Genomic DNA, 15,010 nt, shown 5'->3' on the forward strand with positions numbered 1-15,010 from the left:
GAATATAGGAGGGATTGTTTGAGTAAACCGATCGAAATATCGAATATACGAATTGAGCAAGACAAAGGGAAGAAGCGACGCGCTTACATCGCAGATTTCCAAGAACCGATCGAATTTGGTGTTCACGGAGGCGTCAAAGATTTTTACGGTGTTTCTGTTGAAGAAGAACACCCATCCACACTAGACCATATCGTTGCTGCAGCTGGTGGCTGACTAACCGGTACCCTATCAGGTGCGCTGGAAGCGCGCCAAATACCAACTTATCCTAATAAACTGTCTGGACAATTTGAAGGGCTTATCGAAGCACCAGACGGCGTCTTAAAGATTACAAAAATCAAGTGTACGTATAACCTTGTGATTCCAGAAGGGAAGAGAGATGCTGCCGAGCGAGCGTTAGCAGTGTTTGAACGAGGTTGTCCTGTCGCCCAAACCCTAAAAGGGTGTGTGGAGTTTGAACACAAGTGGGAGATAACAGAGGAATAACGCATCCAAACCGATGAGAGAAAACTCATCGGTTTTCTATATGCCTTTAGGAAATCTGTTAAAATGAACAGTAAGATGAAAGGGAAGAGGTGTAAAATATGGCTTATGAACAAATCAGACGTCGAAAAATATATGAAGAAATTGCCGATCAACTATTAGATAGAATTAAAAGCGGAGAGCTGTCTCCAGGGGAAAAGCTAGATTCTGTCCATTTGTTAGCAGAACAATTTAATGTAGGGAGATCAGCTGTTAGAGAGGCATTAAGCGCACTTCGAGCGATGGGGCTGATCGAAATGAAGCAAGGAGAAGGTACATACGTAAAACAATTTGACCCTTCAAGTATCAGCCAATCCCTGTCGGTCAATGGGATGTTAATGAAGAAAGAAGATATCGTTGAGTTATTAGAAGTTAGAAAAGTGATTGAGACTGGATGTGCAGCAAGTGCTGCTGCAAAACGGACTGATCAGGATTTAATGAATATGCAAGAAGCACTAAACGAAATGGAAAAAGCAGCGTTAAATCATGAACTTGGTGAGCAGGCTGACTTGAAATTTCACATGGCAATCACTTCAGCATCTCACAATAACATCCTTTTAGAGCTAATGAATCATGTCTCTCAGTTAATGTATGATTCGATTCGAGAAACGAGGAAAATATCCTTTTATTCTGAGACCACCATGTTAGAAAAACTGTTTGATGAGCATCGCCGCATTTTCTTGGCGATCAAAAGCCAAAATGCTTCGGAAGCTCAACATGCGATGCTTGATCACTTGAACACCGTAGAAAGTGTTCTCCTTAAATATGCCTAAGACGTAATACCTTTTTCAGAAAATTTTAAAAATAAGGTTGAGTTATGCAAAACATCTCCTTATAATGGGTACTAGAAACCAGGTCATCAGATGACCTGATAACAATTCAGATCCGCTCTATTAAAGCGGATCTGAACGGTTGCTCGCTTAGCACCTAGCAAGTTTAATAAATTCTCTTACTGCGAAGGATAAGTACTTATCTTTCTTCCAAATCAGTCCGAGTTCAAGGTTTACTTCAGAGTCAACAATACGAAGGGCGGTGATAGAAGGATTTTGGATGCTGAGGGCAATCTTATCGGGTAGCAAAGCGATGCCAAGCTTTGCTTCAACCATCTCGATCATGAAATCTTTTTGGGAGCTTTGGCAAACGATGTTAGGATAACAACCTCGCTTCTCAAAAGCTTCAATGATTCGATCATAGAGCGTGAAATCATCCCGATACATGATAAATGGTTCCTTATCTAAATCCGCAATCGTTAGATTATCCATTCCAGTAAACCGATGATCACTAGGAACGATTAACATTAACGGATCTTTTATCACAGGAAGAGTCTCGAATTTTTCTTTCTGGAGAGGTAGATTGCAAACCATCCCTACATCTAATGAACCATCTTCGACACCTTGTTTGATTCGTTTCGAACCAACCTCTGTTAATAGAATCGTGACGCTCGGATAGGCTTCCTTAAATCGACTAATCAGACTAGAGAAGAAAGCGGCTCCGATTATTGGAGGAATTCCAATCTTTATCTGACCTTTCTTAATAGCAGTGAGATCCGATAATTCTGCTGTCATTGAATCAAAGGCAAGAAGGACTTTTTTCGCATTAACGAGTACCGCTTCACCTGCATCGGTTAACTCTAACTGCTTCGATCTATAAAAAAGAGGCACACCAAGCTCATCTTCTATCTGCTTGATTGATTTACTTATAGAAGGCTGTGATACGTGTAGAGAAGCCGCTGCTTTTGTAAAGCTTAGCTGTTTTGCAACTTCTGTAAAGTGTTCAAGGTGACGAATTTCCATCGAATCACTCCTGTGATATGAAAGTATAAAGATGGCGTTATAACCAGGTAGAATAGTCCATATTCCAAATATATATTATATCATCGTTCGTTTCTATTATAAGATATTACATAACGATAAGACAGTTCTATTGAACTGCTAAACCATTGGAGGAGAAAAGCGTATGAAAGATTATGTTCAAGAAGAATATCTACAGGTTGCAAATGAACTCTATGAATTTATTAATTCAGACGTACTTCCTGAAAGCGGTGTTTCAAAAGAACAATTCTGGACCGGCTTAGGAGAAATCATTCAAGATCTTGCTCCAAAAAACAAGGAGCTTCTAAAAAAGCGTGACGAGATTCAAGAACGTTTAGATAACTGGCATCAAACGAACAAAACCTATGATCTTGAAACGTACAAAGCTTATTTACAAGAACTAAACTATCTAGAAAAGGAAGTCAACGATTTTCAAATCACAACCAAAAATGTTGACAATGAAATCGCAAAGCAAGCTGGACCACAGCTAGTCGTACCCGTTAATAACGGAAGGTACGCGATCAATGCAGCCAATGCTCGTTGGGGAAGCCTATATGATGCATTGTATGGAACTGATGTGATTAGTGAAGAAGATGGTGCTGAACGAAAAGGAGCATACAATCCTCGCCGAGGTGAAAAAGTGATTGACTATGCGAAGGATGTTCTTGATAGAACTGTTCCATTAGAAGGCAGTAGTCACCGTGACGTGACGAGCTATTATGTAGCGAACGGCCAATTGAAGGCTCGTTTGAATGAGAATAATGAAAGCGTTTTATCGAATTCAGATCAATTCGCAGGTTATCAGGGGGATGAACCGAACCCTACTACCATTCTACTTCAGAACAACGGCATTCACCTTGAGATCCAAATTGATCGCGAGCATCCGATTGGCTCTAGCGATCAAGCTGGTGTGAAAGACGTATTTGTAGAATCCGCTCTAACAACAATCATGGACTTTGAAGACTCTGTCGCAGCTGTAGATGCAGAAGACAAGGTTGTTGTATACAAGAACTATCTTGGATTAATTAAAGGCGATATCGTTGCTTCCTTTAAGAAAGGAACGAAAGAAGTTTCGAGAACGTTGAATGCTGACAGAGATTATGTAAGTCCAGATGGAAAACAGTTCTCCTTACCAGGCCGCTCCCTCATGTTTGCACGAAATGTAGGTCACCTTATGACGACCAGTGCAGTACTTGATAAAGATGGGAATGAAATCCCTGAAGGTATATTAGATACGGTTATTACCGGTCTGATCGCAAAACATGATGTGTTACGTAATGGCAAATACCAAAATTCTAAAAAAGGCTCGATCTATATTGTAAAACCAAAAATGCACGGTTCAAAAGAAGTAGCTTTTGCTAATGAACTGTTTAACAGAACGGAAGATGTTCTAGGATTAGAACGCAATACGATGAAAATTGGAGTGATGGATGAAGAGCGTAGAACGACATTAAACCTTCGCAACTGTATAAAAGAGGTTAGTGAGCGTATCGTCTTTATCAATACAGGGTTCCTAGATCGAACTGGGGATGAAATCCACACATCGATGGAAGCAGGTCCAGTGATCCGCAAACAAGATATGAAGAATTCTGTATGGCTACAAAGCTACGAAAAGTCTAACGTTCAGCAAGGACTAAAAACAGGATTCACGGGTGTAGCGCAGATTGGTAAAGGAATGTGGGCAATGCCTGATATGATGGCAGATATGCTAGCGCAAAAAGGAGGTCAACTGAAGGCTGGGGCAAATACAGCCTGGGTTCCATCTCCTACTGCAGCAACCCTGCATGCTCTTCATTATCATGAAGTAAACGTACCAACTGTCCAAACGGAACTAGCAAAAAGCACTTCGAATTATCAAGATGATATTCTTCAAATTCCTGTTACAGAAGCAAATTGGACTGAAAAAGAAATCCAAGAAGAGCTTGATAACAATTCACAAGGTATTTTAGGTTACGTTGTACGCTGGGTAGAGCATGGCGTTGGTTGCTCAAAAGTACCAGACATTCACAATATCGACTTGATGGAAGATCGTGCAACACTACGAATTTCTAGCCAGCACATGGCCAACTGGTTACACCAGGGTGTATGTACGGAAGAACAGGTTATGGAAACGATGAAACGAATGGCTAAAGTAGTGGACCAACAAAATGCAGACGATCCAGAATATCGACCGATGGCTAGCGATTACGAGAACTCTATTGCATTCCAAGCTGCATGTGACCTTGTATTTAAGGGAATCGATCAGCCTAACGGGTATACCGAACCAATCTTGCACAAAAGAAGACAAGAAGCGAAAGCAAAGATTCGTGTAAATAACTAAAAAGTCTGTGCAAAAGCGGCTAACGTAGCTGCTTTTGCAACTTTTTTACCCATAGATTTCAGAATACTCTTTCAATGATACGATAGGAGGAATTAAGTTTGGACAAGCCTTTGCTTGATCGAAAGCTGCTTTCGATCGAGGAGTCTGCCGTTACTTTCAATAACTGGAGCAAGAACGTTCGATCTCCATCAACGGAAGTAGAAGTGGTTGAAATCATTCGTTCTGCTTATGAAAAGGGTCAACACGTTAGCCTCGTTAGCGGTGGAACAAAACTTGGATATGGAGGAGTGAAGTCAGAGTATGATCTTACTCTTTCCCTTAAAGACTTGAAAGGAATTGTCGAACATACGGTGGGTGACATGACCGTCACAGTAAAACCCGGAACGACGATGAAGGAGCTTCAAGATTATTTACAAAACCATAACCAAATGGTCGCTCTTGATCCTTCATGGCCTGAACAAGCAACGATCGGAGGAATTGTTGCCTCGAATGACAGTGGTCCTAAGCGTTTGAAGTATGGATCAGCACGAGATCACGTTATAGGGATGAGGGTCGTTTATCCAGATGGTAAAGTGATTCGAACCGGAGGAAAAGTTGTAAAAAACGTGGCAGGATACGATATGAATAAGCTGCTCGTTGGTTCAATGGGCACTCTTGGCATCATTACTGAAATCACGCTTAAGCTTAGACCGGTTCCAAAGAGTGAAAACCTTATCCGTTTATCCGTTCGAGAGGAAGCATTGGATGAATTAAAGGGCTATACAAAGCAGATACAAGATTCGATGTTAGAACCAGTATCACTTGAACTTGTTACTCCCTCTTTATCTCAGAGATTATTTCATGATGAAGGGTATTCTCTATTAATTGCTTTTGAAGATGTAGAGAAATCTGTGGATTTTCAAACAAATTGGGTTGAACAACATAAGCCTGCGGGCGTCAACTACACGACCATTTCAAATGTTAAGGAGTTCTGGAATGCCTTTTCAGAAATTCATCCGAACTCCCTCACTGACAGTAAAGCAACGCAAGCTTTATTAAAGGTAGGTACAAAAAACTTGGACGTATTCTCAATTCTCTCTGAGTGTGCTCGTATTCACCATGAAGGAAAGGTGACCATTGAAGCTCATGGAGGAGCAGGTCACGGACTAAGTACAGTTTTCCTAGAAGGTGATGACGCAGCTATTGTCAACACGATTAATCACCTTCAACACTATGCACACACTCTTAAAGGATATGGAGTAGTTAAGCATCTACCGTTCTCATTAAGACAAAGCGTGAATGTATGGGGAGACGAACCTAGTTACTTTAAGATATTTGAAGGAATTAAACATAAGCATGATCCGAAGAACACATTGAACGAAAAGCGGTACATAGGAGGGATATAGAGTGACTGCAACCGAAAAGGAATTGTCGAATGAATCTCCGCCATGTGCCACGAATAAGTTAAGCAACTACCTATGGGAAGATCACCCTGATGAAAACAAATGGGCAGATTGTGTCCATTGTGGCATGTGTCTCGAATCATGTCCCACTTATCTAGAAACAGGACAGGAACAGCATTCCCCACGTGGTCGAGTTCATCTCATCAAGTCTGTAGCAGAAGGAAAGCTTGAAGTGAATGAGCAATTTATGGACCCTGTCTTTCAATGCTTAGACTGCCGTGCCTGCACAACTGCTTGCCCAGCAGATGTAGATGTAGGCGGATTGATTGAAGAAGCTCGTGGACAAGTGAGACAAGCGATGCCACTAACCGGAATGAAAGGGGCTATTAGTAGCTTTTTCTTAAAAGGCTTGTTTCCACATCCGAACAGATTGCAAGCAGCCGGCGGTTTATTAAAGTTTTACCAAAAAAGCGGCCTTCAAAAAGCAGTCCGTTCTACTGGAGCCCTTCGCGTAATGCCAAAGCACTTAGCAGAAATGGAAGCGATTATGCCGGAGATCACAACTTCCGTTCGTAAAAAATATAAAGACGTAGAGGTTATCCCTGCGAAAGGGACACCAAAGGCACAGGTTGCGATGCTAAAAGGCTGCATCATGGATGTTATGTTTGGTGACATCAATCAGTCTACAATCAACGTTCTGACTCACAATGGAAACGATGTTGAACTACCTAAAAACCAGACGTGCTGCGGCGCTCTTCACGTGCATGCAGGTGATCGAGAAACAGGTAAAAAGCTTGCGAAGCAAAACATCGAAGCTTTTGAAAAATCCAATAAGGTCGTAGTTAACGCAGCAGGTTGCGGCTGTGCACTTAAAGAGTACCCAGAACTACTGAGAAACGAACCTGAATGGAAAGAAAGAGCCGAGGCGTTTTCTGAGAAAGTAGAAGATATTTCTAAGTATCTCTATGATACAGGTTATGAAAAGCCAACAAGCTCTATTAACAAGCGAATTACGTATCATGATGCTTGTCACTTGGCCCACGGGCAAGGTGTTCGACATGAACCAAGGCAACTACTGAAGGATATACCAGGCGTTACCTTTATTGAACAGCCAAATGCAGATACGTGCTGCGGAAGTGCTGGGATTTATAACATCACAAACCCTGAAATGGCCACTGCCGTCCTTGAACGAAAGATGGAAAACGTGCCGGACGATGTAGATATGATTTCTATGGGAAATCCAGGCTGTATGCTTCAAATGGCAATGGGTGTACAGAAATATGGTCGTAGTGGTGAAATCGTGCACACTGTTCAACTTCTTGACTGGGCATATCAAGAAGATCAAAAAAAGCAGCCACAAACAACGGATGCAAGAAAGGAGTGAAACAGCTTGTTGTTTAAGAAGAAGAAAAAAGACATCGAGGATGAGCACCTGAAGAACCTTGCTAAAATCGTCGGGCAAAAATCAATTCTGCACCATAAAGAAGACTTGCTATCATACGATTGCGACGGCTTTACGATTCATAAATCACTACCGAAAGCAGTCATTTTTCCAAAAAATACAGAAGAAGTAGTTGCAGCAGTTACATACTGTTCAACCCATAACATTCCGTTTTTAGCACGTGGAGCCGGTACAGGACTGAGCGGTGGTGCCATTCCCTTACATGAAGAGGTCGTTATTAGCTTAGTAAAAATGAAGAACTTACTAAGTGTCGATTACGAGAACAGACAAGCTGTCGTTCAACCTGGATACGTAAATTTGAAACTAACAAACTCCATCTCAGCAAAAGGATATTATTATGCACCCGATCCTTCGAGTCAATACGTATGCACGATCGGTGGTAATGTAGCTGAAAATGCTGGTGGCGCACACTGCCTTAAATACGGCGTGACAACGAATCACATTCTGGGACTAGAACTCGTTCTCCCAAATGGTGAAATTGTAGAGATTAGCGAAAACGGTGTTCCTGATATGCCAGGTTATGATCTACTTGGAATCTTAACAGGGTCAGAAGGTACGTTAGGAATCGTTACGAAAATCACAGTTCGCATTTTGAAAAATCCAGAAGGTAAGAAAACAGTGCTAGCCTATTTCGATCGTGTGGAAGACGGAAGCCATGCTGTATCGGATATTATTTCGGCTGGGATTGTGCCTGCCGCACTTGAAATGATGGACCATACAGCGATTGAAGGCGTAGAAGCCGGGGCATTTCCAGTGGGACACCCAAAAGGTATCGAAGCTCTGCTATTAATTGAAGTTGACGGTATTATAGAAGGAATCGATGAACAAATCGACCAGATCTTATCTGTTTGTCGCAACCACAATGTACGCGATGTGAAAGTAGCGAGAGACGAAGAAGAACGTGGGCGTTGGTGGGCGAATCGGAAAACTGGATTTGGTGCGATGGGAGCGATTTCTCCTGACTACTTAGTGCAGGATGGCGTGATTCCTCGAAGTACGTTACCGAAAGTCCTGAACAACATTAAGGAAATCAGCAATGAATATAACCTTAGAATTGCAAACATCTTTCATGCTGGAGATGGTAACCTTCACCCATTAATTCTATTTGATTCTAGAATTGAGGGCGAAACCGAGAAAGCACTAAAAGCAGGGACCGCGTGCTTAAAAGCATGTGCTGATGTTGGAGGATCTATTACAGGTGAACATGGTGTTGGAATAGAAAAAAAGGAAGAAATGCGATTTATTTTTACAGATGATGAACTCGAAGCCCAAATAGCGATTCGTGAAGTATTTAATCCAAATGATTTATTAAATAAAGGGAAGTTGTTCCCAACACCGAGTCGCTGTATGGATATCAAGAAAGTAATCAAAGAAACTGCCGCAGCACAATAATTTGATGAAGGAGTGTTACGTTGAAATTTGCTAGATTTTCGTATCAAAATAAAACGTCGTTTGGAGTTGTAGAAAGAAATACCCTTAAAGTGATTGATGGTAACCCATTTTCTGATTGGAATTATTCGGGCGAACAAGTTCCACTAGATCATGCTGAACTGCTTTCTCCAGTTACCCCTCAAAAGGTCATCGGAATAGGAGCGAACTATGTAGAAAAGAAAGAAGCTCTTCCTGAAGAACTTCCTGAAATACCAGTCTTTTTCTTAAAGCCTACTTCTTCAATCATTGGACCTGAAGCACCAGTCTCCATACCAGAAGGGCTAGATGAAGTTAAGTTCGAATCAGAGCTTGCTGTCGTTATTGGAAAAGAAGCGAAAAATATAGAAAAAGAAGATGTTCTTGACCACATTTTTGGATATACAATCGGTAATGATGTTACTGCACCACAATTCTTCCATTCAGACGGCCATTGGACGCTTGGTAAAGCTTTTGACACCTTTACACCACTTGGTCCAGTGATTGAAACCGACCTTGATCCGTCAAAAGTGTTTGTTAAAGCTGAAGTAAATGGAGAGCAGAAACAAAACAGTCCAACTGAATGCATGATCGTACCATTAAAAGAAATGATATCGTATCTTTCTAAAGTCATGACCTTACATACGGGTGATGTCATTTTAACAGGTAGCCCACTAGGTGCACATTTTGTAAAACACGGAGATGTCGTCAAGTGTACGATCGATGAAATTGGAGACTTAACCAATAGCATCGCAAGCTCTAAGGTCGAAATTCCCCAGTAAAGCCCCAGCAAGTTAGTGAAGCGATAACATCTGAGAATAATCATTCTAACATTGGATTACCATTCATTTAGAAATGGAGGAAAAAGAATGAGTACAGGCTTACTAGCCATTCTCTCGCTACTACCTATTGCGGCGGTGGGAATCTTTCTTGTTGGTCTGCGGTGGCCTGCAAGTAAAGCGATGCCAGTCTCTTACATTGTCGCGGTTGTTCTTGCGTTATTTGTTTGGAAGGTACCAGGGGCTACTGTTGCGGCTGCATCAGTCAATGGATTAGTTGTTGCTGCTACACTTCTCTATATTATTTTTGGAGCAATACTTCTATTAAACACACTACAAGAAAGTGGTGGAATCAAAACAATCCGTGAAGGGTTTATCGGCATTTCACCAGATAGACGTGTCCAGGTCATTATTATTGCTTGGCTTTTCGGTTCCTTCATCGAAGGATCAGCAGGGTTCGGTACACCTGCTGCAGTTGCGGTTCCACTCTTAGTTGGACTTGGTTTTCCTGCAATGGCTGCTGTTGTTGCAGGCATGATTATTCAGAGTACACCCGTATCGTTTGGAGCAGTCGGTACTCCAATCCTGGTTGGTGTCCAAACAGGATTAGCAGCTGATGCGAGCATTGCCGATAACTTTCTTGCTTTAGTAACGATGGTCGGTGGACGTGTCGCGATCTTGCATGCAATTATAGGGACGCTCGTCCCGCTCTTCGTAGTTGCTCTAATGACACGATTTTTTGGGAAAAACAAATCGTTTAGCGAAGGAATAAAGATTTGGAAGTTTGCGCTCTTTGCAGCGTTTGCTATGACTATTCCTTATGTAATCGTAGCGAACCTTCTAGGTCCAGAGTTCCCATCTATGATTGGAGGGCTCGTTGGACTAGCAATCGTTGTCACAGCAGCTAAAAAAGGCTTTTTAATGCCTAGTAAAGAGGAATGCTGGGATTTCGATAAGAAAGAAAACTGGGATCCGAGCTGGACAGGTAGTATCGAAATCAAAGATATCGCTCATAAAAGCGGCAGCATGTCGATGGTAAGGGCATGGACCCCGTATATTCTTGTAGGGTTACTCTTAGTTCTCACAAGATTGAAAACGCTTCCGTTTCTCGAATGGGTAAAATCATGGAATGTTAGTTTCTCCAATCTATTTGGGACGGAAATTTCGTCAAGTTTTCAACCGCTTTATTTGCCTGGAACGATCTTTATCGTGGTATCTCTGATTACATTCTTCATCCATCAAATGAACTTGAATTCTTATAAACGTGCATGGGCACATTCTGGTAAAACTATGATTGCTGCATCGACGGCTCTTGTTTTTACTGTTCCAATGGTCCAGGTATTTTTGAATTCAGGAGGAGGCGCATCTGGTTTTGAAAAAATGCCGATCGTCCTTGCGGATGGCGTCGCATCCTTAACAGGTGACTTCTGGCCGCTTTTCTCCTCCTTCATAGGAGGGCTCGGAGCATTTATCGCTGGAAGTAATACAGTTAGTAATATGATGTTTTCACTATTTCAATACGATGTAGGTTCGAAAATCGGAGTAGATCCTTCTTGGATCGTATCTCTGCAAGCTGTTGGTGGTGCTGCAGGTAATATGATCTGTGTTCATAACGTTGTTGCAGCTTCTGCAGTAGTAGGGCTAGTTGGAAAAGAAGGGGATGTCATTCGTAAAACACTCATCCCATTCATTTACTATGCGACACTTGCAGGCGCACTTGGCTATTCAATCGTTTGGACGGCAGAGAAAGGGATCTTTAACCTCGGTACGATTATTGTAACCGTCATTGCAGCAGGAGCAGTTTACATTATTGCTTCAAATCGATCTCGCACGTCAACACTAGAAATCAACTCACCTCCATATAAGTCTGCAAAATAAGGGAAAGCACCTGTTTCGACAGGTGCTTTTATTATTATTTTCGCAAAATTCGTTTAAACGAACGAACGTTCGTCAATACTTGTGCTATAAACACGAGGAGGGGAATGACATGAACGAACGATTCAGGATTATGTTTTCATATCGAATGAGAAGTGTCGGCTTCTTATGCCTGCATTGTTTCGATACGATTGAAAAACAAATCGTCACGGTACCGATCTATAGTAGTTATGATGGAATCGACCCAGGACATGAGTCATTTACGAAACTACCAGAAGATCTTCAAGCCACATTAATTTCTGAAAAAGACAAAATAAATAGCGGCTATTACGCGATACGCACTTGGGATGTTGAAAACTTAGGATGAATCGAGACAGCTGGTTAGCAGCTGTTTTTTTAATAGTGTAAACTATACTCAGATATCATGAAATTTTTAACGAAGGGGAGGACGAACATGATGTTAAACAAAGTTGATTATTACTTGTATAAGGTTGATGTGACACAACCAACAGGTGCAGAAGTTTCCTACTTTTGGGAGATTAGCGTAGCGGAATTTGATGATAAAATTTATGCTTATGCAAAAGCGGATGAATTCGGCAGAAAAATTCGATGGCATGAAGTTGATGAAACCGACAAAGAAAGTGCTCTAGCAGCGATAAAAGAAAGATGCAAATCACAAAGTAAATAAGTTATCAGGACGAAAGACTCTTTATTGAGGTATGGAAACTCGTCTTAACCCATTGCTTGTTGGGCATACTTCTAGTAGTATAGGAATGAATGGCTAAGAATTGAAAAGAGGGTTACAAATGAAACAATCTATATACGGACTGACTTTTGATCAGTTAACTGATTGGCTGATGGAACATGGTCATAAGAAATTCCGTGCATCACAAGTGTGGGATTGGTTATATAAAAAGCGCGTAAAAGACTTTTCTGAAATGAACAACGTAAATAAAGAGTGTATCCAACTACTGAAAGAAAACTTTGTTATCCAAACGTTAGAGCAAGAAATAAAACAAGAATCCTCGGATGGGACGATTAAATTCTTGTTTAAATTGCAGGACGGTAACGTTATTGAAACGGTCCTTATGCGTTTCCATTATGGACTATCCGTTTGTGTAACAACTCAAGTAGGATGTAACATCGGTTGCTCATTCTGCGCAAGTGGACTTCTAAAGAAAAGTCGTGATCTAACAAGTGGCGAAATCGTTGAGCAAATCATGAACGTACAGCATGCACTAGATGATAAAGGACAAGACGAACGTGTTAGTCATATCGTTATAATGGGTATCGGAGAGCCTTTCGATAACTATCAAAACATGATGGACTTCCTTCACGTCGTTAACTCTCAAAAAGGACTTTCAATCGGTGCTAGACACATTACGGTTTCAACAAGTGGACTTGCTGATCAGATTTATGATTTCGCAAATGAGGACTTGCAAGTTAACCTTGCGATCTCTCTTCATGCTCCAAACGATGAGTTGCGTACAAGAATCATGAAGATCAATAAAGCTTATCCACTAAGTAAACTAATGCCAGCGATCGATTATTACCTTGAGAAAACCAACCGACGCATAACGTTTGAGTATATTATGCTACGAGATGTGAATGACCATAAGGAAGAAGCCGTGCAGCTCGCTCAGCTGTTGAAAGATAAGCGGAAACTTTCCTATGTGAACTTGATCCCTTATAATCCAGTCGATGATCATTCTTATCAGCGCAGTGAAAAAGAATCCATCCTTGGTTTCTACGATACACTTAAGAAGCATGGCATCAACTGTGTAATCCGTCATGAGAACGGAACAGACATCGATGCTGCATGTGGTCAGCTAAGAAGTAAACAAGTGAAAAAGTTAGAAAAAACCGGGAAGTAAGTATAAGCACACCTTTTGATAGGTGTGCTTTTTTGTGGTGTGAACTGTTTTTTTCACAGTTCTCCTTAGGATGAATAACCTGTATAAAACGAATGATGAGGGGACGCTAGTGAAAGGGTTAATCATGACAGGAGTGCTCATCGTAGCACTTGTTTTTACAGGAATGATCAAACAGCATCACATCAACACGCCACCATATGTCAGTGACCATGATGATATTGGAGTAATGTCAGGCTATCATCATATTCATGTCGTTATGGATGATGGTCAATTTAACAGGTTAGATGTATACAACAAAGAGAAAGAACGAACAGCAAGCTATTCTTCAGAAGACATAGATGATCTTTTCCCAGCTGGCGAGTTCATTGAAATTGTTGAGGAAAAAGAAAGAGTATATGCGCGATATATAACAAGTGATAGAGATGCTATGAAAAAATTAGTTGTCGGCGCAAGAGGCAAGCTTCAATTCGCTCACGAACGAAACTAGCGTTTGATGAGAGCTCGCGCAGCGACAATCAATAAAGGTAGAAAACCAAGAGAAAAAGCAAGAATCGTTTCCATGATCAAACCGCTTTCTCCAAGTTCAATTTCGTTGTTGAAGCTTGTAGTGGAAAAGAGATACACGAGCAGCCCCAACGGAAAGACGAATGCCCGTTTATTCGATAAGTCGAATAGCTGTGTTACGATCTCAACGATGATAAATAGCATTAAGGTTATTTTCATATAAGACCCAATGATGAGTGCGATTCCGAAAACCGATTCCACACGTTGAATGATTTCTCCTATTTCAATAATTCTTGCAAGCTGGAAGATCGGAAATTTTTCATAGGTAACCATTGGACCAAAAACCATAATCGATGCAATGATGGTTACAGCTAGTATGATGCCATTAAGGAGAAGACCTCCGTACATCCAGCGCTTAAAAGGCTTATCATCCCTCTTAAGATAAGGAAGGATCATGGCAAAATACATGATGTCTATGTAAGGAAATCCGATACCTACATATGCCGCGTGAAAAACAGGTTTCCACCCTATTGAGAGGACCGGATTAAGAAATTCTGGGTGATACTGAGTAACATTAAGTACTAAAATAGAAAAGATGATGAAAAAAAGAAAGTAGAGAATGCCATGGAACATCCGAGCCATGACTTCGATCCCTTGTCGAACGGTTAAGGAAGCTACCATAATGATTAAGAAATGAAAGATGTATAAAGGAGTTTCCTTCATCATTGAAGTGGTTAAAAATTGTCCCATTCCATACGTGATGTTAGCTGTAAAAAGAATAACAATCAATGCAAGAGAAATACCAAACAAGTAAGCGACCGGTTTCCACATTAAGACTTTCGTATATTGAATATACGATAAGGTTGGGTACTTTTCGTACATGTAAAGGACAACAACCATCACGAGGGCTCCAAATCCATTGGCGAGAAGAATTGATATCCATGCTCCGTTTTCTGCAATCCCAATGAAAGGGCCCTGAATGTTGATGATGGTAGACCCTGTGATAAAAGCCTGAAACAATAGTACCATTTGTAGTTTATCGATCGTTTCTACTTGTTTCATTCATGCACGCCCTTT

At 41.2% G+C, this 15,010-nt stretch carries 14 protein-coding genes and 1 pseudogene; 13 read left to right on the forward strand and 2 right to left on the reverse strand.

All coding sequences use genetic code 11. From position 1 onward, the window contains the following. The first annotated feature begins 18 nt into the window (after positions 1–18). From PFZ69_RS16445 to PFZ69_RS16450, 3 genes and pseudogenes are all read left to right on the forward strand, one after another. On the forward strand, positions 19–213 hold the full coding sequence (locus tag PFZ69_RS16445; RefSeq protein WP_270182188.1) for a hypothetical protein: 195 nt from the start codon (positions 19–21) through the stop codon (positions 211–213). A 21-nt stretch (positions 214–234) separates the two neighbouring features. Then, positions 235–483 (forward strand): annotated as a pseudogene (locus tag PFZ69_RS21045) (OsmC family protein); the annotation flags it as partial. Between the two features lie 98 nt (positions 484–581). Further along, complete coding sequence (locus PFZ69_RS16450) at positions 582–1,292, forward strand: FadR/GntR family transcriptional regulator (RefSeq protein ID WP_270182189.1); 711 nt, start codon at positions 582–584, stop codon at positions 1,290–1,292. A 147-nt stretch (positions 1,293–1,439) separates the two neighbouring features. On the opposite strand, the gene PFZ69_RS16455 is transcribed toward PFZ69_RS16450, so the two are convergent. After that, positions 1,440–2,312 (reverse strand): LysR family transcriptional regulator, encoded by an 873-nt coding sequence (locus PFZ69_RS16455; RefSeq protein ID WP_270182190.1) that lies wholly within the window; start codon positions 2,310–2,312, stop codon positions 1,440–1,442. A gap of 163 nt (positions 2,313–2,475) precedes the next feature. Between PFZ69_RS16455 and PFZ69_RS16460 the strand changes: the two genes are divergently transcribed. The 10 genes from PFZ69_RS16460 to PFZ69_RS16505 all read left to right on the forward strand — a co-directional run bounded on the left by PFZ69_RS16460 (position 2,476) and on the right by PFZ69_RS16505 (position 13,916). Next, on the forward strand, positions 2,476–4,650 hold the full coding sequence (locus PFZ69_RS16460; protein WP_270182191.1) for a malate synthase G: 2,175 nt from the start codon (positions 2,476–2,478) through the stop codon (positions 4,648–4,650). 98 nt (positions 4,651–4,748) lie between these two features. Next, positions 4,749–6,035: an FAD-binding oxidoreductase gene (locus tag PFZ69_RS16465; protein WP_270182192.1), complete on the forward strand. Its 1,287-nt coding sequence runs from the start codon at positions 4,749–4,751 to the stop codon at positions 6,033–6,035. A gap of 1 nt (position 6,036) precedes the next feature. Then, complete coding sequence (locus PFZ69_RS16470; RefSeq protein WP_270182193.1) at positions 6,037–7,416, forward strand: (Fe-S)-binding protein; 1,380 nt, start codon at positions 6,037–6,039, stop codon at positions 7,414–7,416. Positions 7,417–7,425: 9 nt separating this feature from the next. Beyond that, positions 7,426–8,886, forward strand: a complete 1,461-nt coding sequence (locus PFZ69_RS16475) for an FAD-linked oxidase C-terminal domain-containing protein (protein ID WP_270182370.1) — start codon at positions 7,426–7,428, stop codon at positions 8,884–8,886. 20 nt (positions 8,887–8,906) lie between these two features. Further along, positions 8,907–9,683 carry a fumarylacetoacetate hydrolase family protein gene (locus tag PFZ69_RS16480; protein WP_270182194.1) on the forward strand — a complete coding sequence of 259 codons (777 nt, stop codon included), beginning with the start codon at positions 8,907–8,909 and terminating at the stop codon, positions 9,681–9,683. An 87-nt stretch (positions 9,684–9,770) separates the two neighbouring features. Continuing rightward, entirely contained in the window at positions 9,771–11,558 is a 1,788-nt protein-coding gene (locus PFZ69_RS16485; RefSeq protein ID WP_270182195.1) for an L-lactate permease, read from the forward strand. A gap of 109 nt (positions 11,559–11,667) precedes the next feature. After that, positions 11,668–11,922, forward strand: coding sequence for a hypothetical protein (locus PFZ69_RS16490; RefSeq protein ID WP_270182196.1), 255 nt, complete (start codon positions 11,668–11,670; stop codon positions 11,920–11,922). Between the two features lie 87 nt (positions 11,923–12,009). Then, a complete protein-coding gene (locus PFZ69_RS16495) occupies positions 12,010–12,243 on the forward strand; it encodes a hypothetical protein (RefSeq protein WP_270182197.1) in 234 nt (77 codons plus the stop codon). Positions 12,244–12,361: 118 nt separating this feature from the next. Continuing rightward, the gene (gene rlmN, locus PFZ69_RS16500) at positions 12,362–13,429 is read left to right on the forward strand and encodes a 23S rRNA (adenine(2503)-C(2))-methyltransferase RlmN (protein ID WP_270182198.1); all 1,068 of its coding nucleotides are present in this window, start codon (positions 12,362–12,364) and stop codon (positions 13,427–13,429) included. Positions 13,430–13,538: 109 nt separating this feature from the next. After that, on the forward strand, positions 13,539–13,916 hold the full coding sequence (locus tag PFZ69_RS16505; protein WP_270182199.1) for a hypothetical protein: 378 nt from the start codon (positions 13,539–13,541) through the stop codon (positions 13,914–13,916). Here the strand turns inward: PFZ69_RS16505 and PFZ69_RS16510 are convergent. Further along, positions 13,913–14,995, reverse strand: a complete 1,083-nt coding sequence (locus PFZ69_RS16510) for a GerAB/ArcD/ProY family transporter (protein ID WP_270182200.1) — start codon at positions 14,993–14,995, stop codon at positions 13,913–13,915. The two genes, PFZ69_RS16505 and PFZ69_RS16510, sit on opposite strands and share 4 nt — an antisense overlap. Positions 14,996–15,010 lie beyond the last annotated feature (15 nt).

The sequence above is a fragment of the Alkalihalobacillus sp. CinArs1 genome (assembly GCF_947387515.1).
GTDB lineage: Bacteria > Bacillota > Bacilli > Bacillales > Guptibacillaceae > Guptibacillus.

Excerpts from the sequence above, each read along its gene's own strand:
- PFZ69_RS16460 (WP_270182191.1), top strand. The coding sequence starts at position 2,476 with ATGAAAGATTATGTTCAAGAAGAATATCTACAGGTTGCAAATGAACTC.
- PFZ69_RS16455 (WP_270182190.1), bottom strand. The coding sequence starts at position 2,312 with ATGGAAATTCGTCACCTTGAACACTTTACAGAAGTTGCAAAACAGCTA.
- PFZ69_RS16510 (WP_270182200.1), bottom strand. The coding sequence starts at position 14,995 with ATGAAACAAGTAGAAACGATCGATAAACTACAAATGGTACTATTGTTT.
- rlmN (WP_270182198.1), top strand. The coding sequence starts at position 12,362 with ATGAAACAATCTATATACGGACTGACTTTTGATCAGTTAACTGATTGG.
- PFZ69_RS16485 (WP_270182195.1), top strand. The coding sequence starts at position 9,771 with ATGAGTACAGGCTTACTAGCCATTCTCTCGCTACTACCTATTGCGGCG.
- PFZ69_RS16495 (WP_270182197.1), top strand. The coding sequence starts at position 12,010 with ATGATGTTAAACAAAGTTGATTATTACTTGTATAAGGTTGATGTGACA.
- PFZ69_RS16490 (WP_270182196.1), top strand. The coding sequence starts at position 11,668 with ATGAACGAACGATTCAGGATTATGTTTTCATATCGAATGAGAAGTGTC.
- PFZ69_RS16450 (WP_270182189.1), top strand. The coding sequence starts at position 582 with ATGGCTTATGAACAAATCAGACGTCGAAAAATATATGAAGAAATTGCC.